Origin of the sequence: Streptomyces sp. NPDC021622, assembly GCF_040640795.1 — a bacterium.
In the GTDB taxonomy this organism is placed as follows: domain Bacteria; phylum Actinomycetota; class Actinomycetes; order Streptomycetales; family Streptomycetaceae; genus Streptomyces.
On sequence record NZ_JBFACK010000006.1, the window covers coordinates 1 to 18,707 of the forward strand.

Annotated in this window: 21 protein-coding genes and 1 pseudogene; 16 read left to right on the forward strand and 6 right to left on the reverse strand. The window is 68.7% G+C overall.

Annotated elements, in window-relative coordinates:
• The 8 genes and pseudogenes from AB0G47_RS13195 to AB0G47_RS13230 all read left to right on the forward strand — a co-directional run.
• Positions 1-813, forward strand: a pseudogene (locus AB0G47_RS13195) (hypothetical protein); the annotation flags it as partial.
• A 66-nt stretch (positions 814-879) separates the two neighbouring features.
• The gene (locus AB0G47_RS13200) at positions 880-1,509 is read left to right on the forward strand and encodes a TlpA disulfide reductase family protein (RefSeq protein WP_360768044.1); all 630 of its coding nucleotides are present in this window, start codon (positions 880-882) and stop codon (positions 1,507-1,509) included.
• Between the two features lie 10 nt (positions 1,510-1,519).
• Positions 1,520-2,287 (forward strand): cytochrome c biogenesis protein CcdA, encoded by a 768-nt coding sequence (locus AB0G47_RS13205; protein ID WP_360768047.1) that lies wholly within the window; start codon positions 1,520-1,522, stop codon positions 2,285-2,287.
• Positions 2,288-2,290: 3 nt separating this feature from the next.
• The gene (locus AB0G47_RS13210) at positions 2,291-4,141 is read left to right on the forward strand and encodes a cytochrome c biogenesis protein ResB (RefSeq protein ID WP_360768049.1); all 1,851 of its coding nucleotides are present in this window, start codon (positions 2,291-2,293) and stop codon (positions 4,139-4,141) included.
• Positions 4,138-5,244: a c-type cytochrome biogenesis protein CcsB gene (gene ccsB, locus AB0G47_RS13215; RefSeq protein WP_360768052.1), complete on the forward strand. Its 1,107-nt coding sequence runs from the start codon at positions 4,138-4,140 to the stop codon at positions 5,242-5,244. Before AB0G47_RS13210 ends, ccsB begins: the two co-directional genes overlap by 4 nt.
• Before the next feature lie 109 nt (positions 5,245-5,353).
• Positions 5,354-5,983, forward strand: a complete 630-nt coding sequence (locus AB0G47_RS13220; protein WP_360768054.1) for an RNA polymerase sigma factor — start codon at positions 5,354-5,356, stop codon at positions 5,981-5,983.
• The gene (locus AB0G47_RS13225; protein ID WP_360768057.1) at positions 5,980-6,906 is read left to right on the forward strand and encodes a CU044_5270 family protein; all 927 of its coding nucleotides are present in this window, start codon (positions 5,980-5,982) and stop codon (positions 6,904-6,906) included. The genes AB0G47_RS13220 and AB0G47_RS13225 overlap by 4 nt, the downstream gene beginning before the upstream one ends.
• A gap of 84 nt (positions 6,907-6,990) precedes the next feature.
• Complete coding sequence (locus tag AB0G47_RS13230) at positions 6,991-7,515, forward strand: SRPBCC domain-containing protein (RefSeq protein ID WP_360768059.1); 525 nt, start codon at positions 6,991-6,993, stop codon at positions 7,513-7,515.
• Between the two features lie 4 nt (positions 7,516-7,519).
• On the opposite strand, the gene AB0G47_RS13235 is transcribed toward AB0G47_RS13230, so the two are convergent.
• The 3 genes from AB0G47_RS13235 to AB0G47_RS13245 form a co-directional block, all read right to left on the reverse strand.
• A complete protein-coding gene (locus tag AB0G47_RS13235) occupies positions 7,520-8,512 on the reverse strand; it encodes a 2-oxoglutarate and iron-dependent oxygenase domain-containing protein (protein ID WP_360768062.1) in 993 nt (330 codons plus the stop codon).
• A 37-nt stretch (positions 8,513-8,549) separates the two neighbouring features.
• Entirely contained in the window at positions 8,550-9,512 is a 963-nt protein-coding gene (locus AB0G47_RS13240; protein WP_360768065.1) for a phospholipase, read from the reverse strand.
• A 91-nt stretch (positions 9,513-9,603) separates the two neighbouring features.
• Positions 9,604-10,053, reverse strand: a complete 450-nt coding sequence (locus AB0G47_RS13245; RefSeq protein WP_360768068.1) for a nucleoside deaminase — start codon at positions 10,051-10,053, stop codon at positions 9,604-9,606.
• Between the two features lie 133 nt (positions 10,054-10,186).
• Here AB0G47_RS13245 and AB0G47_RS13250 point away from each other — a divergent pair, with 133 nt between their 5' ends.
• A complete protein-coding gene (locus AB0G47_RS13250) occupies positions 10,187-11,104 on the forward strand; it encodes a DMT family transporter (RefSeq protein WP_360768071.1) in 918 nt (305 codons plus the stop codon).
• On the opposite strand, the gene AB0G47_RS13255 is transcribed toward AB0G47_RS13250, so the two are convergent.
• Together AB0G47_RS13255 and AB0G47_RS13260 are read right to left on the reverse strand one after the other, a co-directional pair.
• The gene (locus tag AB0G47_RS13255; RefSeq protein WP_360768074.1) at positions 11,049-11,975 is read right to left on the reverse strand and encodes a LysR family transcriptional regulator; all 927 of its coding nucleotides are present in this window, start codon (positions 11,973-11,975) and stop codon (positions 11,049-11,051) included. The genes AB0G47_RS13250 and AB0G47_RS13255 overlap by 56 nt on opposite strands.
• Before the next feature lie 15 nt (positions 11,976-11,990).
• Positions 11,991-12,317 (reverse strand): PLD nuclease N-terminal domain-containing protein, encoded by a 327-nt coding sequence (locus AB0G47_RS13260; protein WP_360768077.1) that lies wholly within the window; start codon positions 12,315-12,317, stop codon positions 11,991-11,993.
• Between the two features lie 71 nt (positions 12,318-12,388).
• Between AB0G47_RS13260 and AB0G47_RS13265 the strand changes: the two genes are divergently transcribed.
• From AB0G47_RS13265 to AB0G47_RS13275, 3 genes are read left to right on the forward strand one after another with little or no spacing between them, the layout of a single operon-like run.
• The gene (locus AB0G47_RS13265) at positions 12,389-13,840 is read left to right on the forward strand and encodes a menaquinone biosynthesis decarboxylase (protein ID WP_360768078.1); all 1,452 of its coding nucleotides are present in this window, start codon (positions 12,389-12,391) and stop codon (positions 13,838-13,840) included.
• Entirely contained in the window at positions 13,841-14,764 is a 924-nt protein-coding gene (gene mqnP, locus AB0G47_RS13270) for a menaquinone biosynthesis prenyltransferase MqnP (RefSeq protein WP_360768081.1), read from the forward strand. It begins immediately after the preceding gene.
• Between the two features lie 9 nt (positions 14,765-14,773).
• Complete coding sequence (locus AB0G47_RS13275; protein WP_360768084.1) at positions 14,774-15,448, forward strand: UbiX family flavin prenyltransferase; 675 nt, start codon at positions 14,774-14,776, stop codon at positions 15,446-15,448.
• A gap of 83 nt (positions 15,449-15,531) precedes the next feature.
• Here the strand turns inward: AB0G47_RS13275 and AB0G47_RS13280 are convergent, their stop codons facing one another.
• The gene (locus tag AB0G47_RS13280; protein WP_360768087.1) at positions 15,532-15,657 is read right to left on the reverse strand and encodes a hypothetical protein; all 126 of its coding nucleotides are present in this window, start codon (positions 15,655-15,657) and stop codon (positions 15,532-15,534) included.
• 133 nt (positions 15,658-15,790) lie between these two features.
• Between AB0G47_RS13280 and AB0G47_RS13285 the strand changes: the two genes are divergently transcribed.
• The 4 genes from AB0G47_RS13285 to AB0G47_RS13300 all read left to right on the forward strand — a co-directional run bounded on the left by AB0G47_RS13285 (position 15,791) and on the right by AB0G47_RS13300 (position 18,534).
• Positions 15,791-16,246 carry an Lrp/AsnC family transcriptional regulator gene (locus AB0G47_RS13285; RefSeq protein WP_190117749.1) on the forward strand — a complete coding sequence of 152 codons (456 nt, stop codon included), beginning with the start codon at positions 15,791-15,793 and terminating at the stop codon, positions 16,244-16,246.
• Between the two features lie 52 nt (positions 16,247-16,298).
• On the forward strand, positions 16,299-17,462 hold the full coding sequence (gene mqnE, locus AB0G47_RS13290) for an aminofutalosine synthase MqnE (RefSeq protein ID WP_266863526.1): 1,164 nt from the start codon (positions 16,299-16,301) through the stop codon (positions 17,460-17,462).
• A gap of 162 nt (positions 17,463-17,624) precedes the next feature.
• Positions 17,625-18,149: a GNAT family N-acetyltransferase gene (locus AB0G47_RS13295; protein ID WP_360768090.1), complete on the forward strand. Its 525-nt coding sequence runs from the start codon at positions 17,625-17,627 to the stop codon at positions 18,147-18,149.
• A gap of 94 nt (positions 18,150-18,243) precedes the next feature.
• Positions 18,244-18,534, forward strand: coding sequence for a DUF4229 domain-containing protein (locus AB0G47_RS13300; protein WP_360768092.1), 291 nt, complete (start codon positions 18,244-18,246; stop codon positions 18,532-18,534).
• Positions 18,535-18,707 lie beyond the last annotated feature (173 nt).

Below are 18,707 nucleotides of genomic sequence, written 5' to 3' on the forward strand. Positions count from 1 at the left end.
GGCGCGTCCGACATCGGCTATCTCACCGACGGTCACATCAAGGAGACCCTCAAGTACGTGCGCCAGGCCTGGCTCGAGGGCCATGAGATCGGCACACACTTCAACGGGCACTTCTGCGCCGGCACCGGCACCGTCGGCAATTGGACGCCCGCGCAGTGGCAGGACGAGATCGACCAGGCCAAGTCCTTCGTCAAGGAATGGCGTACGAATACGGGTTGGACCGATCTGCCGTCGCTGCCTTTCGACTACGACAAGGAACTCATCGGCGGCCGCACGCCCTGCCTCCTCGGCCAGGACAATCTGCTGCCGACGGCGAAGAAGCTCGGCTGGCGCTATGACGCGTCCTCGCCCGGCGGCCGTCAGCGCTGGCCCGAGAAGAAGCTGGGGATCTGGGATCTGCCGCTGCAGGCCGTGCCGTTCCCCGGGCACTCCTTCGAGGTCCTCTCGATGGACTACAACATCCTCGCCAACCAGTCGCAGAACTCCACGAAGGCGCCGCCGGCCAACTACCCGGGCTGGCGCAAGCAGGCGACCGAGGCCTATATAGCCGGCTTCAAGCGGGCCTACGAGACGAACCGCGCGCCGTTCTTCATCGGCAACCACTTCGAGGAGTGGAACGGCGGCATCTACATGGATGCCGTCGAGGAAGCCCTCAAGCACATCGCCGGCAAGAAGGACGTACGCCTCGTCTCCTTCCGGCAGTTCGTCGACTGGCTCGACGTCCAGGACCCCAAGGTGCTCGCCGAACTCCAGGGCCTCGACGTCGGACAGCGTCCCGGCGGCGGCTGGAAGGGGCTCGGAAAGGCCGCCTGAAATGGGACTTTCCGCTACCGCGGGGGGTGCGGAAGATCCCCGAAACAGACATGCGAAACTTTTCACATGAGTGCCGCCTGCCGCGCCCCCCACAGCACTGACCGCAGCCGTAGCCGCAGCCGCGCCGCCCTTCTGGGCGCTGGGGCCGCGGTCGCCGCGCTGACCCTGTCGGCGTGCGGCTCCGGCGGTACGTCGGGAGGCTCGGGCAACACCAACTTCGTGGCCGGCTCCGACGGCATCGCCACCCTCGGCAAGGGCGATCGCCAGGACGGCCCGAAGATCGAGGGCAAGACCCTCGAGGGCGAGAAGCTGAGCCTCGACGACTACAAGGGCAAGGTCGTCGTCCTCAACGTCTGGGGTTCCTGGTGCCCGCCCTGCCGGGCCGAGGCGCCGAACTTCGTGAAGGTCGCCAAGGACACCGAGGACGAGGGCGTGCAGTTCGTCGGGATCAACACCCGCGACAACGACAAGGGCCCCGCGCTCGCCTTCGAGAAGGACTACAAGGTCCCCTACCCGAGCCTGCACGACCCGATGGGCAAGCTGATGCTGCGCTTCCCCAAGGGCACGCTCAACCCGAACTACATCCCCTCCACGATCGTCATCGACCGGGACGGGAAGGTCGCGGCGCGCTCGCAGCAGCCGCTGAACGAGAAGAAGCTGCGCAAGATGATCGACCCGCTGATCGCGGAGAAGTGATCTCCTCGTGATGTCTCATCTCGCCGCCGCCGTCGGCGAACCCAACCAGACCGTGATGAACGGGGCGCTGCTGCTCGCGCTGCCCGTCGCCCTCCTCGGCGGTCTCGTCTCCTTCTTCTCGCCGTGCGTACTGCCGCTCGTGCCGGGCTATCTCTCGTACGTCACCGGGGTCGGCGGCACCGATCTCGCGGAGGCCAAGCGGGGGCGGATGGCCGCCGGTGCCGGTCTCTTCGTGCTCGGCTTCACCGCCGTCTTCGTCTCCACCGGCGCGCTCTTCGGCTATGCGGGACAGAACCTGCAGGACTACCAGGACGTCATCACCAAGGTGCTCGGCGCGCTGATGATCGTCCTCGGCATCTTCTTCATGGGGCTCATGCCCTGGCTGTCCCAGCGCGAGTTCCGCTTCCACAAGAAGCCCGCCGCCGGGCTCGCGGGCGCCCCGGTCCTGGGCGCGCTGTTCGCCGTCGGCTGGGCGCCCTGCGTCGGGCCGACCCTCACGTCCGTCAACACCCTGGCCCTGGACCAGGCGAGCGCGGGCCGCGGGGCCATACTGAGCGTCGCGTACTGCCTGGGGCTCGGCGTCCCGTTCATCCTCGCGGCCATCGCCTTCCGCAAGGCGCTCGGCGCGTTCAGCTGGGTCAAGAAGCATTACGTCTGGGTGATGCGCATCGGCGGCATCATGATGATCGCGACCGGACTGCTCCTCGTCACCGGCGTGTGGGACGGCATCGTGCAGCAGATGCAGGTCTGGTCGAACGGCTACACGGTGGGGATCTGATCCATGAGCGACACCAAGACGAACACCACGGCCACGGACGACGGCAAGGCGACGGACGACGGCAAGGCGACGGACGACGGCAAGGCGACGGACGAGGGCGCGCAGGACCTGGGAGCCGCGGGCGCCCAGCTGTCCACCGCCCCCGTGGACCGGGCGATGCCCGGCTCCTTCGGCGGGAAGCGGGCGCCCGGTGCCGCAGGCTGGCTGGCCTGGTCGGGCCGCGAGGCCGTCGGCTGGGTGCGCTGGATGTGGCGCCAGCTGACCTCCATGCGGGTCGCGCTCCTTCTGCTCCTGCTGCTCTCGCTCGGCGCGATCCCCGGCTCGCTGATCCCGCAGACCAGCATCGACGAGCTGAAGGTCGCCGACTTCAAGAAGGCCCACACCACGCTCGCGCCGATCTACGAGAAGTTCCAGCTGTTCGACGTCTACAGCTCCGTGTGGTTCTCGGCGATCTACATCCTCCTTTTCGTCTCCCTCATCGGCTGCATCGTGCCCCGCACCTGGCAGTTCATCGGCCAGCTGCGCGGCCGCCCGCCGGGCGCCCCCAAGCGGCTCGACCGGCTGCCCGCGTACACCACCTGGCGCACCGATGCCGAGCCCGAGCAGGTGCACGAGGCGGCGCTGACGCTCCTCAAGGGGCGCCGCTTCCGTGCGGACCTCACCAGCCGTCAGGGCGCGGCCGGCGCTTCCGTCGCCGCGGAGAAGGGCTATCTGCGCGAGGCCGGCAACCTCTTCTTCCACATCTCGCTGATCGTGCTCCTGGTGGCCTTCGCCGTCGGCGCGCTGTTCAAGTCCGAGGGCGGCAAGCTCGTCGTCCAGGGCGACGGGTTCTCCAACACCCTCACCCAGTACGACAACTTCAAGTCCGGCAGCCTCTTCGACACCGAGGAGCTCGCGCCGTTCAGCTTCCGCCTTGACAGCTTCGAGTCGTCGTTCGAGCGGAAGGGCCCCGAGAAGGGGACGGCCCGCACCTACCGGGCGAACGTCACCTACACCGAGGGTGCCGACGGCCCGGAGAAGAAGCAGGCCATCGAGGTCAACAAGCCGCTCGAGGTCGACGGCTCGAAGGTCTACCTCATCGGCCAGGGCTACGCGCCGACCGTCACGGTCCGCGACGGCAAGGGCAAGGTCGTCTACAAGGCGTCCGTGCCGCTGCTGCCCATCGACTCCAACGGCACCGCCACCGGCGCCATCAAGGTCCTCGACGGCTACCGCGACAAGAACGGCAAGAAGGAGCAGCTGGGCTTCAACGCCTTCTTCGTGCCGACGTTCGCGGGCTCCGGCCAGGGCAACATGTTCTCCCAGTTCCCCGCGCTCGACTATCCCGTGCTCGCGCTGTCCGCGTACCACGGAAGCCTCGGCGTGGACTCGGGTCTGCCGCAGAACGTGTACCAGCTGGACACCAGCAAGATGACGAAGTTCGAGGACTCCAAGGGCGAGCTGCTCAAGCAGCGGATCAGGCCCGGCGAGACGATGAAGCTTCCGAACGGGGCCGGCTCGATCACCTTCGAGAAGGACATCAAGCGCTGGGCCACCTTCCAGATCTCCCAGCAGCCCGGCAGCATGTGGGCGCTCGTCGGGGCGGTCTCCGCCATCGTCGGGCTCGCCATGTCGCTGTTCATCCAGCGCCGCCGCGTGTGGGTGCGGGCCGTGCCGGGCGCCGACGGCGTCACCGTCGTCGAGATGGCCGGGCTCGGCCGCAGCGAGTCCGCGAAGCTGCCCGAAGAACTGGCCGACCTCGCCGCACACCTTCACGAGACGGCGCCCAGCGCGCCTGACCCGGCCGACCCCGCCGACCCGGACCGTTCCGACCCCACCCCCGATGTTGTTCCTGCCGAAGGGGCTGAGAAGTGAATCTCGCCACCACCCTCGCCGCCGAACCGAACGAGAACCTCGCGAACATCAGCAATGTGCTGATCTACTCCGCGATGGCCGTCTACCTCCTTGCCTTCTTCGCGCACATGGCAGAGTGGATCTTCGGCAGCCGCAGCAAGGTCGGCCGCACGGCCGCCGCGCTGACCGCCAAGGCCGACACCGAGGCCAAGGCGCCCGCGGTCACCGTCAAGGCCAAGGGCGGCACCGCCGTCCTGGAGCGGCCGAAGGCGGCTCCCAAGGTCGTCACCCGGTCCGTGAGCGGATCACGCGATGTGCCGGACGGTCCCGGTGCGGCGGCCGGTGACGAGAAGGGCGATCTCTACGGCCGTATCGCCGTGTCCCTCACCGTGCTCGCCTTCCTCGTGGAGTTCGGCGGTGTGCTCACCCGCGCGCTGTCGGTGCAGCGGGCCCCCTGGGGCAACATGTACGAGTTCAACATCACCTTCTCCACCATGGCCGTCGGTGTGTACCTCGTACTGCTCGCCCTGAAGAAGAACGTGAGCTGGCTCGGGCTTCCGCTGATCACCACGGTCCTCCTCGATCTCGGCCTCGCCGTCACTGTCCTGTACACCGCCAGCGACCAGTTGGTTCCCGCCCTGCACTCGTACTGGCTGTGGATCCACGTCTCCACCGCGATCTTCTGCGGCGCGACGTTCTACCTGGCGGGCGTCGGGACGATCCTTTACCTCTTCCGCGACTCCTACGAGAACAAGCTCGCGAGCGGCGGTCAGCCCGGCCGCTTCGCGACCTCCGTCCTGGAGCGGCTGCCCGCCGCGGCCAGCCTCGACAAGTTCTCCTACCGCGTGAACGCCGCCGTCTTCCCGCTGTGGACGTTCACGATCATCGCGGGCGCCATCTGGGCCGGCGACGCGTGGGGCCGCTACTGGGGCTGGGACCCCAAGGAGGTCTGGTCCTTCATCACCTGGGTCGCCTACGCCACCTACCTGCACGCCCGCGCGACGGCGGGCTGGAAGGGCCGCAAGGCCGCCTACCTGGCCCTGATCGCCTTCGGCTGCTGGCTGTTCAACTACTACGGCGTGAACATCTTCGTCACCGGCAAGCACTCGTACGCCGGGGTCTGAACCCCCGTACCGCCGTTGCCTGTTGAGGCCGGTTCCCGTGACCTGTGATCCATGTGATCCAGGCCACGGGAACCGGCCTTCGTCGTACGGACAGATAAGGGGTGTGGAGATGAATCAGGGGGAACATCAGGCACGCCTCAGAGCCTTACGCGTCCGTATCAGGGACGGTGACGCGGACGCCTTCGGCGAGCTCTTCGACGCGTACGCGCGCTCCGTCTACAACCACGCCTACCGCCTGACCGGCGACTGGTCGGCCGCCGAGGACGCCGTCTCGCTGACCTTCCTGGAGGCGTGGCGGCTGCGCGGCAGGGTCGACGAGGACGGCGGTTCGCTGCGGCCGTGGCTGCTGGGCGTCGCGACGAACGTGACGCGCAACGCCCGGCGCGCGACCCGGCGGCACGCGGCGGCCGTCGCGCGCCTGCCGCGTGACGAGACCGTCGCCGACTTCGCCGACGAGGTCGCCGAGCGCATCGACGACAAGGAGCAACTGGCTCTCGTACGCAAGGCGCTGAACGCCCTGCGCCGTCCCGAGCGTGAGGTGCTTGCCCTGTGCGTCTGGTCGGGGCTCGGCTATGCCGCGGCCGCCGATGCGCTCGGCATCCCGGTCGGCACCGTGCGCTCCCGGCTCTCCAGGGCCCGTACAAAACTCGCGAAACATATGGAACCGCCTGCCGGGCGCGGACAGATGAGAGATGGCCGCACCACCGCGGTCAGGCCCATCAGGGAGGGAAACCGATGAGTGAATTTCCCGAGCGCGACCTTCCGCCGGGCCGTCATCACCTGCTCAGGGAGCACCTGTTGACAGAGATCCGGCAGAGCGGGGCCGCGTCCGCGGCTTCGCCGAAGAAGACCTCCAAGCGCTGGTTCCGCCCCGCGCTCATCGCGGGAGCGGTGGTCGCGTCCGTCGCGGCGGGCGTGCTGGTCACCTCGCCGTTCGGCGGCCAGTCGGCGCAGGCCGCGCCGTCGGAGGAGACCGTGCAGATGTTGGAGGACATTGCCGCGGCGGCGAAGAAGCAGCCCGTGCCCAAGGACATCCGCGACGACCAGTACGTGTACATCAAGAGCAAGGGAGGCTACTTGGAGATGGAGGAGGGCAAGCCCTCCAAGCTCGATCCCGTGCACCCGCGTGAGTTCTGGCTCTCGGTGGACGGCAAGCACGACGACCTGCTGCACGAGCCCGCCAACGGCTTCAACCACGAGGTCCTGAAGGCGGAGGGGCCGCCCATGCCGTCCGACACCAATTACCGCAACCTGGAGAAGCTGCCGACCGACCCCGTCAACATGCTGGACTGGCTCCACAAGGAGAGCGATGGCAGCTCCAGCGAGGACCAGGCCACCTTCGTGCTCGTCGGCGACCTTTCCTACGAGTCGCTGATGCCGCCCAAGCAGGCGGCCGCGCTCTACCTCGCGGCTTCGAAGATCCCCGGCGTCAAGCTGATCGACGACGCGGTGGACGCCGATGGGCGGCACGGCGTCGCCATCGCCCGCGAGGACCAGGGGGAGCGTCAGGAGCTGATCTTCGACAAGGAGACGAAGCAGTTCCTCGGGGAGCGGCAGGTCGCGGTGGAGGATCTGCCGGACGGGACCAAGAAGGGTGACGTGATCGGCCGCAACGCGGTCCTGGAGCGGACGGTCGTCGACAAGGCGGGCCAGCGCCCGTAAGCAGTCCTGTCAGTGGTCCCGTCAGTAGTCCTGTAAGCAGTCGCAGGGGGTGCGGAACGGGACGTACCGGGCCAGGCTTGTGCCATGAACGCGACGATCGGGCAGGGCACAAGCCGGACGGAGGGCTCCACCGGTACTGGGGGGCCGACCCAGCACCTCCACTACGAGATCCACCTTCCCCACCCTGTGGAGGAGGTCTGGGCGGCGGTCGCGACCCCGGAGGGACTTCCGGGGTGGCTGGCCGCCGCCGACGTGCTCGAACCCCGGCTCGGCGGTGCGGTCACGCTGCGCTGGCTCAACGGGGGCGAGGCGGCGAGCCACTCCGGGCACATCACCGCCTGGGACGTCGAACACGTCGCCGAGTACACGATCGACCTGCACGGACGCTGCCGCTTCCATCTGGAGCTCGCCGCCGGGAAGACCGGCACGACCGTCCGCTTCACCAACGAGTTCACCGGCGACGACGAGCTGCGCCTCGACTGCCTGGCCGGCTGGCACAACCACTTCGAGTTCCTCGTCGACGCGCTCGACGGGCACCCGAAGGACTGGTCGACGTGGAGCCTGGACCGCTGGCACGAGCTGCGGGAGATGTACCGCGCCGCCGAGTGATGAGTCAGGCCACCGTGATCGAGTCCAGCTTGGCCCGCAGATACGTGTGCGAGTCCACCGGCTCGTACGCGACCCGCCCCACCGGCGCGGGCACCGACTCCACGAGCGTGCCCGGCGTGCACTCGCCGAAGTAGACCAGGGACATCAGTTCCTCGGCCGGTGCGTCGGCCGGCGGCGGAAGCACCCGGTGGCGGCCCGAGCGCCAGCGGTCGCCGGTCCAACGGGCCATCAGATCCCCGATGTTGACAGTGAGGGCGTCCGGGTCGTACGGCGCGTCAGCCCAGCCCCCGGCGTCGGTGAAGACCTGAAGACCGCCCTTGCCCGACTGCCGGTCCAGGACGGTGACCGTGCCGAAGTCGGTGTGCGGGCCGATGCGGAACTGGCCCGGCCGGGGTGTGCCGACGACGTCCGTGCCCGGATACCAGTTGATGTTGAAGCCGTACGTGGGGTGGCTCATGTGCCGGGTGAAGAAGTCGGGCTCCTCGCCGAGCGCCTCGCCGAGCAGGGTCAGGAGCCGGTTGGTCAGCTCCTCCATCCGGGACAGGTAGTCCGCGCACAGCGCCTTGAGCCCGGCGGCCTCCGCGGGCCAGACGTTCGGCTCGTACCACTCGGCGTTCACCGCCGGGTCGTCGAAGGGGCGGTCGGTCGCGAAGGTCAGGGACTCCTTCAGGTCGGGCGGCGTCTCGGTGCCCTCCGAGTAGGCGTTGGCCTCGGCGCCGGGGCCGAGCCAGCCGCGGCCGCCGACCTTCGCGGCGTAGCGCTCCTTGACCGGCGCGGGCAGCGTGAAGAACGCGCGGGCCGCCGCGCGGATGCGGGTGCGCAGGGCAGGGTCCACGCCGTGGCCGGTGACCAGCAGGAAACCGGCTGTCCGCAGCGCGCGGTCGACGGTCCGCGCGACGGCGGCGCGGTCCGCCGGGCCGCCCGTGAGCCACGGCCGGAGGTCGATGGTGGGGATGCGGGGCTCGTCCCTGGCGGGTTCTCCGGAGGAGGTCGTCATGGTGACCACTCTCCTCCGCCGGCGGGCGTCCGGAGGGTCAGCTGCCGAAGGGGATGTCCGCCGGGGTGGCCATGCGGCGGGTGTCCGGGTGGGCCTTGACGTAGTCCGTGATGTACGAGAGCGACTCCCGCACGCCGCTGTCGTCGGTGCCGCAGCCCTTCAGGCCGCTGACGCCGTCCGGGTAGCACGACATCCGGTTGCCGTAGATCAGGCTGTCCACCGCGGCGCTCCCGTCGGACGCGTCGAGCAGCGTGGCGGCGCGCTCCCCGTCGCCCTTGCCCACCGTCCAGCCGACGGTCTGCGCGAGCTCTCCGGCATCCCGGGGCTTCCTGGCTGCCTCCAGCTCCTGCCGGATGCTGCCGAACTTCAGCGCCATGTTGAACAGGCCGTTGTCCATCACGCGCTGGCTGCCGGGGACGTTCGGACCGTGCTCGGCGAAGCCGTCCCGGACGTCGGCGTAGGCGCCGCTGTAGCTGACGGCTTCCTTGGAGTTCAGGGCGCCGAGGGCGTTCTTCCAGCCGCGGCCGCCCTCCGTGCCGTAGAAGCCGTAGAGCACCCGGATGCCCCTGCTCTCCAGCTTCTCGCGCGCCATGTCCCGCAGGGCGGCCACGGAGCAGTGGCGCCACTCGGGGTCGGCGCTGTCGCACCAGTCGGGGTTCTTCATGTCCAGCCAGACGAAGGAGACTTGGCGCCCGCCGTCGTGCTCCTTGGCCACCTGGTCGAACATGTCCGACATGGTGTCGCCGGCGCTGGTGAGGGTGCCGTCGTGGTCCGCCCACCAACCCTGCTTCCAGGCCGTGGCGTCGATCTCCAGCGCGTTGGCCCCGTTCCCGAGCGCCGTGGTCACTCCGCCCGTCGTCAGCACGCGGTGGGCGATGGCCCAGGTGGGGCGCTGCTCGGCGGTGCTCGGCGCGGCACTGCTCGGCGTGGTGAGGGTGACCGCGGAGACGGCCAGGGCCAGCGGGAGCAGTGCGGCGCGAAGGCGGCGTGGGGCGGCCATGAGGACGGGTCCTTTCGTTGCCTGGGCTGAGTGCAGCACTGTACGTCAAGTTACCCGCGGGTAATCGTCGGCTGCGCTGCGTACTCGGCCGCTACTTCCCGATGTCCTCGTTCCACAGCTCCGGACGCGCCGCGATGAACTCCCTCATCATCGCCGCGCACCGCGCATCGTCGAGCACGACGATCTCCACGCCGTGCTCGGCCAGCCAGTCGTGCCCGCCGTGGAACGTCTCCGCCTCGCCCACCACGACCCGCGAGATCCCGAACTGCCGCACCAGGCCGCTGCAGTACCAGCAGGGCGAGAGCGTCGTCACCATCGTCGTGCCGCGATAGGTGCGCTGCCGTCCGGCATCGCGGAACGCCGCCGTCTCCGCGTGCAGGGACGGATCGCCGTCCTGCACACGCCGGTTGTGCCCGCGCCCCAGCAGCGTGCCGTCGGCGCCGTAGAGCGCGGCGCCGATCGGGATGCCGCCCTCCGCGAGCCCCTGCCGGGCCTCGTCGACGGCGGTCGCGAGCCATGCGCGGGCCTGTGCCTGATCCATGGACACACCTTTCGGTACACACCTTTCGGTACACGCCATCGTCGGGACCCATCGTCCCCGCCGATGGCCCCATCGGCAGGACGCCCCACTGGCGCGTGGACCAGGGCATACGCCCGCTCGTAGCTTCATGGGCATGACCTCAGAGAACAAGGGCACGGCCCAGCTCACCGCCGCGATGGTGCTCTCCGGCACCCTCGGGATCTTCGTCGTCGAGTCCGGCGCGTCGGCCTTCAACGTCGTCTTCTTCCGCGTCCTGTTCGGCGCCCTCGCTCTCGGGGCGTACGCGTTCGCCCGCGGCTACTTCAAGAACCACGGCCTCACCCCGAAGAAGCTCGGCCTTGCCGCGCTCGGCGGGGCGTTCATCGTCTTCAACTGGGTGTTCCTCTTCAAGGCGTACGAGGCCACCTCGATCTCCCTGGCCACGGTCGTCTACCACACGCAGCCGTTCCTGCTGGTCCTGATGAGCGCCGTCATCTTCCGCGAGCGGCTGACGAAGCATCAACTGGGCTGGCTTGCCGCCGCGTTCGCGGGGCTCGTGCTCGTCTCCGGGGTGCGGCCCGGCGACCTCGGCTCGCTCGCCGGCATCGGCTTCGCGCTCCTGGCGGCCCTCCTCTACGGCCTCTCCACGCTCGTCACCAAGCGCGTCGCCGGGGTGCGCCCGCACCTCATCGCCCTTGTCCAAGTCCTCGTCGGCATCCCGCTGTTGCTGCCCTTCGCCGACTTCGGCGCGATGAGCGGCACGGGCACGGGCTGGGGCTGGCTCGTCGGGCTCGGCGTCATCCACACCGGTCTGATGTACGTCCTGATGTACGCGGCGTACGCCAAGCTCCCCACCGCCAAGATCGCGGTGCTCGCGTTCACCTACCCGGCGGTCGCGATGGTCGCCGACTGGGCCGTCTACGGGCACCACATCGGCCTGGTCCAGGCACTCGGCGTACCGCTGATCGTGCTCGCCAGCCTGAAGATCAACCGCGCCAAGTCGCCGAGGACGGTGGCTAGTTCACCGGCTCCGCGGCCTGCTCCCGCACCAGCCGCACCGTCTGCTCGATGAAGAGCCGCACATGGGCAGGGAGCCGCTTCCCCGACCGCCACGCCAACTGCGTGTGCAGCACGAACGGCGGCTCCCACGGCAGCGCGACGAGCACCCCCGAAGCCAGCTCGTCCCGCACCGCCATCCGAGGCAGCAGCGCCACCCCGAGGCCACCGGCGACACCCCGCTTGGTGGCCTCGATCGTGCCGAACTCCATGAACGGCGGCGGTGCGCCGTTGCGCTCGCGCAGCTCGTCCTCGAAGAGGTCGCGGTACGGACAGCCGGGCTCCGTGCCGACCAGCTGGACCGCCGCCAGATCACCCGTGGCGAGCGAACCGGCCCCGTCCGAACCGGCCCCGTGCGCGGCCAGCGGATGCGTCGGCGAGCAGACGAGCACCAGCGGCTCCTGAGCGAGCACCTCGGTCTCCAGGCCCTGGTGCGCGGTCTCCCGCTCCATCAGGAATCCCACGTCGTACGTGCCCTGGCGCAGCGCCTGACGCGTCTCGTCGCCGAGGGTGGGCCGCAGCGAGAGCTGCACCTTCGGGTAGCGGTGGTGGAAGAGCTCGAGGAGCGGCGGCAGGCGGTAGGAGGTCAGGGACTCCATCGTGCCGACCGCGATCGCGCCGCTCGGCTCCCCGGCGTCGACGACCGCAGCCCGCGCCTCGTCCGCGAGCTCGATGATCTGCCGCGCGTACGGCAGCAGGCGTTCGCCCGCGGCCGTGAGGCGGATCCGGCTGCCGAGCCGGTCGAAGAGCTCGGCGCCGAGCGAGGACTCCAGGGAGCGGATCTGGCTGGTGACGCTGGACTGGGCGTACTTCAGCTCGGCGGCGGCCTGCGTGAAGCTCAGGACGGTCGCGACCTTCTCGAAGGTGATCAGCAGCCGCAGTTCCATCAGCCCTCGCTGCCCCTAGTCCTTCTTCTTCTCGTCCGGGTCCTCGTCCCGCAGGGACTTCAGGAACTCGGGGTTGTCGTCCGGCGCCACCCACTGCCCGCCGCGCCCGCCGCGTACGGAACTGCCGCCGCCCGGAGCGTTGCGCACCTTGCCGGTGACGAACCAGGCGATCGGCCCGAGCAGCACCTCGCCGAAGAGCAGCACGATGATGACCCACACCACCTTCGGCAGATGCCTGACCTCCTTCTCCGGAGTGTTCAGGACATCGATGAAGGCGTAGATCCACACCGCGAGGACGAGCAGGAACGGCAGATACCTGAGCATGGTTGCGCGATTCCCCAAGCGACGAAGGTAGGGCAGTGTCAGGGCCCCGGTGACGGGGCCAGGGTAGCCGGTGACCGATACTGGAACGCATGGCTTATGACGATCTTCGCTCCCTGCTCCGGGCTCTGGACCGCGAGGGCGATCTCAAGCGCATCAAGGCCGAGGTCGACCCGTATCTGGAGGTCGGCGAGATCGTCGACCGGGTGCAGAAGTCCGGCGGTCCCGCGCTTCTCTTCGAGAACGTCAAGGGCTCGGCGATGCCCCTGGCCATGAACGTGTACGGGACGGACCGCCGCCTCCTGAAGGCGCTCGGCCTGAAGTCGTACAGCGAGATCAGCGACAAGATCGGCGGCCTGCTCAAGCCGGAGCTGCCGCACGGTTTCGTCGGCGTGCGGGAGGCGTTCGGCAAGCTCGGCGCCATGACGCACGTGCCGCCGAAGAAGGTGAAGGACGCTCCCGTACAGGAAGTGGTCCTCACCGGCGACGACGTCGACCTGGAGCAGCTGCCCGCGCTCTTCACCTGGCCCGAGGACGGCGGCTCCTTCTTCAACCTGGGCCTGACCCACACCAAGGACCCGGACACCGGCGTACGCAACCTCGGTCTGTACCGCCTGCAGCGCCACGACAAGCGCACCATCGGCATGCACTGGCAGATCCACAAGGACAGCCGCAACCACTACCAGGTGGCCGCCCGCAGGGGCGAGAAGCTGCCGGTCGCGATCGCCTTCGGCTGCCCGCCGGCCGTCACGTACGCGTCGACGGCGCCGCTGCCCGGTGACATGGACGAGTACATGCTGGCCGGGTTCATCCAGGGCAAGCGCGTCGAGATGGTCGACTGCAAGACGGTCCCGCTGCAGGTCCCGGCGAACGCCGAGGTCGTCATCGAGGGCTGGCTCGAGCCCGGCGAGATGCTCCCGGAAGGCCCCTTCGGCGACCACACCGGGTTCTACACGCCGCAGGAGGACTTCCCCGCCCTGAAGATCGACTGCGTGACGATGCGGAAGCGTCCGCTGCTCCAGTCGATCGTCGTCGGCCGCCCGCCGACGGAGGACGGCCCGCTCGGCCGCGCCACCGAACGCTTCTTCCTGCCCCTCCTCAAGGTGATCGTCCCGGACATCGTGGACTACCACCTGCCCGAGTCCGGCGGCTTCCACAACTGCGCGATCGTCTCGATCGACAAGAAGTACCCGAAGCACGCGCAGAAGGTCATGCACGCCATCTGGGGCGCCCACATGATGTCGCTGACCAAGCTGATCGTGGTCGTGGACAAGGACTGCGACGTCCATGACCTGCACGAAGTGTCCTGGCGTGCGCTCGGCAACACCGACTACGCACGCGACCTGACGGTGGCCGAAGGTCCCGTCGACCATCTCGACCACGCCTCCTACCAGCAGTTCTGGGGCGGCAAGGCGGGCATCGACGCGACGAAGAAGCTGCCCGAAGAGGGATACGTACGGGACGGGGGCTGGCCCGACATGGTCGAGTCCGACCCGGAGACGGCGTCGAAGGTCGACCGCCGCTGGAAGGAGTACGGGCTCTAGATGAGTGCTGATTCAGCAACCTCGGATCTCTTCGGCCCGGAGCCCGCGCCGCCCGGCAAGGTCAAGGCCTTCCTGCGGCTCGTGATGATCGAGCACTCGGTCTTCGCGCTGCCCTTCGCGTACATCGCGTCCCTGACCGCCATGTACCAGTGGGACGAGAACATCCACTGGGCGCGGCTGCTCCTGGTCACCATCTGCATGGTCGGCCTGCGGACCTTCGCCATGGCGGCGAACCGGATCATCGACCGCGAGATCGACGCCCGCAACCCGCGCACCGCGCATCGCGAACTCGTCACGGGCGCCGTGTCGGTGAAGTCCGCGTGGACCGGCGCGCTCATCGCGCTCGTGGTGTTCCTCGGCTCGGCCGCGCTGCTCAACCCGCTGTGCCTGGCGCTCGCGCCGATCGCGGTGATCCCGATGGTGGTCTATCCGTACGGCAAGCGGTTCACGAACTTCCCGCAGGCGATCCTCGGCTTCGCCCAGGCGATGGGCCCGGTCGGCGCCTGGATCGCGGTCACGGGGGAGTGGTCGGGGCAGGCGGTCATCCTCGGGCTCGCCGTCGGCGTGTGGATCGGCGGCTTCGACCTGATCTACGCCTGCCAGGACGTGGAGACGGACCGCGAGGTCGGCGTGCTCTCGGTGCCCGCCCGCTTCGGCATCCCGGCCGCCGTCCGGGGTGCGCGCGGCTGCCATCTGGTGACCACGGCGCTCTTCGTCTGGTACGCCGCTTCGACCGACGCGGGAGGGTTCTTCTGGCTCGGCATCGCGATCGTCGCCGGCGCGTTCGTCTACGAGCACTCCATCGTGAAGCCCCACGATCTGTCCCGGCTCAACCGCGCCTTCTTCCAGGTCAACGGCTTCATCGGCATCGCGCTGTTCGTCTGCGCGCTGCTCGACCTGCTGGTGCGTGGTCTCACCGTCTAGGCTCACAGTGTGAACCCAGGAGATACGCAGCGTAAGCCTTGGATCGTGGGGGTGTCCGGCGCCTCGGGGACTCCGTATGCCGCAGCCGTGCTGCGCGCGCTGCTCGCGGCCGGGGAGAGCGTGGACCTCGTCGTCTCGCGGGCCTCGCGCCTGACGCTGCTCGACGAGACGGGCATCGCGTTCCGGGACGCGCACTGGCGCGACGATCTGCACGCGTGGCTGGGCCGTGGCGCCGACGGGAAGCCGGAGACGTTCGACGTGCCGGTGGACGACGTGCGGTACTGGGCGCCCGGTGATCTGGCCGCGGGCCCCTCGTCGGGGTCGTACGCGACCAAGGGAATGCTGATCGTGCCCGCGTCCACGGCGTGCGTGGCGGGGGTGGCGCTCGGTCTCTCGAAGGACCTGCTGCAGCGGTCGGCGAGCGTGACGCTCAAGGAAGGCAGGCAGCTGGTCGTCTGCGTACGCGAGACGCCGCTGAACGGGCCGACGCTGAAGCACTTGGTGAGCCTGAACGAGGCGGGCGCGATCGTGCTGCCCGCCTCTCCGGCGTTCTACGCGGGGGCGACACACATCCAGGACCTGGTGGACTTCGTCGCCGGACGGGTGCTGGACGCGGCGGGTGTGCCGCACACGCTGTACCGCCGGTGGGAAGGGGAACTAGGAGGCGCTTCCCGTGCGGGATGAGCGCCCCCGAAGGGGCGCGGGGAACTGCGCGAGCAACCACGACGAACCTGCAGCCGGTGCTGATCCGCACTCCCGCGGCGGGACTACCGCTTCTTGGCGCCCCGCGGCTTCTTGGCGGTCTTCTGCGCCGCCGCAACAGTCGCACGCGAGCGGTTGGCTATGTCCTGAAGCTCGCGCATCCGGGCGTAGGCCATCTCGATCGAGTACACGGGTGACTCACTCCTGAAGGATCGTCGTTGATCTGCTGAGATTGAGAAAGATTCACAGGGTGTAGACCCTGTTGCGCCTTAGATTCTACACATAGACTCGCGGTATCGCTGAATAATGAAAGGCATCGCACCTATGGACGCCGTGGACAGGCAGCTCATCCAGGCCCTGCGGGAGAACGGCAGGGCCTCGTACGCCGAACTCGGCCGCCTCGTCGGCCTCTCCGGCCCGAGCGTCACGGACCGGATCAACCGCCTGGAGGCGGCCGGTGTCATCACCGGTTACCGCGCGACCGTCGACTCGGCATCGCTGGGCCTCGGGGTCATCGCCCTCATCGGCATCTCGCTCTCGGACGCCGCCGACCACGAGGACGTGGCGCGCCGTCTGAAGGACCTGCACGAGATCGAGGACTGCTGGTTCATCGCGGGCGACGACTCGTACATGCTCAAGGTCAGGGCCAGTGACGTGGACGGCCTGGAGAAGACGATCCGCAGGCTGAGCGGCACGAAGGGCGTCTCCAGGACGCGTACGACGATCGTGCTCTCCACGAAGTGGGAGAACCGGGTCGGGGAACTGCCTGAAGAGGTGTAGGCGTACCGTGGGCGAGGCCTGATTTACGTAGACATTGGAGAGGCGGCCGGGTATGGACGCGGGGCTGAAGCGCGAGCTGGAGCAGAAGGTTCGGGCCGGCGAGCGGCTGTCCCGCGAGGACGGCATCGCGCTCTACGCGTCGGACGATCTGGCCTGGCTCGGCGGTCTCGCCCACGAGGTGCGCACCCGCAAGAACGGCGACGTGGTGCACTTCAACGTCAACCGTCACCTCAACATGACCAACGTGTGCACGGCGTCCTGCGCCTACTGCTCGTTCCAGCGCAAGCCGGGCGAGAAGGACGCGTACACGATGCGCATCGAGGAGGCCGTCCGCCTCGCCAAGGCGATGGAGGGCGAGAACCTCACCGAGCTGCACATCGTCAACGGCCTGCACCCGAACCTGCCGTGGCGGTACTACCCGCGTTCGCTGAGCGAGCTCAAGAAGGCGCTCCCGAGCGTCTCCCTGAAGGCCTTCACGGCCACGGAGATCCACCACTTCGAGACGATCTCCGGGATGTCGGCCTCCGACATCCTCGACGAGCTGATCGAGGCGGGCCTGGAGTCCCTCACGGGCGGCGGCGCGGAGATCTTCGACTGGGAGGTCCGCCAGCACATCGTGGACCACCGCACCCACTGGGAGGACTGGTCGCGCATCCACCGCCTCGCGCACGAGAAGGGTCTGAAGACCCCGTGCACGATGCTGTACGGCCACATCGAGGAGCCCCGGCACCGCGTCGACCACGTCCTTCGGCTGCGTGAGCTGCAGGACGAGACGAACGGCTTCCAGGTCTTCATCCCGCTGCGCTACCAGCACGACTTCGTGGACATGAAGGACGGCAAGGTCCGCAACAAGCTCCAGGCGCGTACGACCATGGCGTCCGGCGCGGAGGCCCTGAAGACCTTCGCGGTCTCGCGGCTGCTCTTCGACAACGTCCCGCACGTCAAGGTCTTCTGGGTCATGCACGGCCTGCAGACGACGCAGCTCGCGCTGCAGCACGGCGCGGACGACATGGACGGCTCGGTCGTCGAGTACAAGATCACGCACGACGCGGACGACTTCGGCACGCCGAACAAGCTGACGCGCGAGGACCTCCTCGACCTCATCCGCGAGGCCGGCTTCCGCCCCGTGGAGCGCAATACGCGGTACGAGGCGATCCGTGAGTACGAGGGTCCCGACCTGTCGCTGCGGGAGACCCCGCAGGCGATGCGGGTCTGACCCGTCCCTTCTCGAACCGTGTGCGAGCCCCGGCCTCACAAGGCCGGGGCTCGCTGCGTCTGGCAGAGGTCCGATCGGAGGTCTGTCCGAGGTCCGTCCGAGGTCTGTCCGGGATGCGAAATGCGCTTGAGGCGGAGAGCCTGTAATGGTTAGTCTCCCATTATGGTTCTTACCTTCCGTCTGGATCCGGAGATCGACCCCGCCCTCCGCGACGGCGTGCTCGCGCTCTGGGCCGATGTGTCCAACGCCGGCGGCGCGGTCGGTTTCGTACCGCCCGTGACGGTCGAGGACATACGCCCCGAGTGGCTCAAGCGCCTTGCCCAGCTGAGCCAGGGGGAGACTCGGCTGCTCGTCGGGTACGACGAGGACGGTGCCGTCGCCGCGACCGCGTTCCTCGCCTACAACGCGCACCGCCTGATGAAGCACTGGATCTGGCTGTACGTCGTGATGGTGCACCCCAAGCACCAGGGCAAGGGCTACGGCCGGGACCTGATGGCCGCCGCGGCCGACGCCGCCCGGGGGATCGACGGCATCGATGCGATCCGGCTGACCTGCCGGGGCGGCACCGGCGTCGACCGCTTCTACGAGTCCTGCGGATACAAGGAGGTCGGGCGGGTGCCCGGCGCCATCCGGGTCGGCCCCGGCGACGACCGCGACGACATCACGATGCTGCTCCCGCTCGGCTGAGGGTTCACCCCCCTGCTGGACCCGGGCCCTCCCGTGCTTCACTGGAGGGGCTCGTCCTGCTCGGGCCCATTTCGGAACGGAAGAGTGGATTGACATGCTCCGCTACACGCTGATGCGCCTCGGAATCTTCGTGGGCTGCTTTTTCGCGATCTGGGGACTTGTCTATGCCGGGATCCTGCCGAGGGGTCTCGGGGACTCCAACCTCCTCTGGGTGCTGCTGCTCGCCCTCGTCGTCTCCGCGCCCATCAGCTTCGTGGCGCTGCGCAAGGAGCGTGACCGGGCCTCGGTCCAGGTCGTCGAGCGCGTGGAGCGGACCAAGGCCAGCCTCGAGGCGAACCGCACGCAGGAGGACCTCGCCGACGACGCGGCCCGCGCGCAGTCGTGAGGCCTGGTGAGGCCTCGTGAGGCCGCGTAAGACCGTGTAAGGCCCCCGTAAGGTTCGTCACACAGATCTCGGCCCCGGTACCGGAGCGATCCGCTCCAGTACCGGGGTTTTGTGCATTTTGGGAGCCGTTGGCCTCTGATTGGCCGCCTCTACCTCAAACAAGACCTTTGATG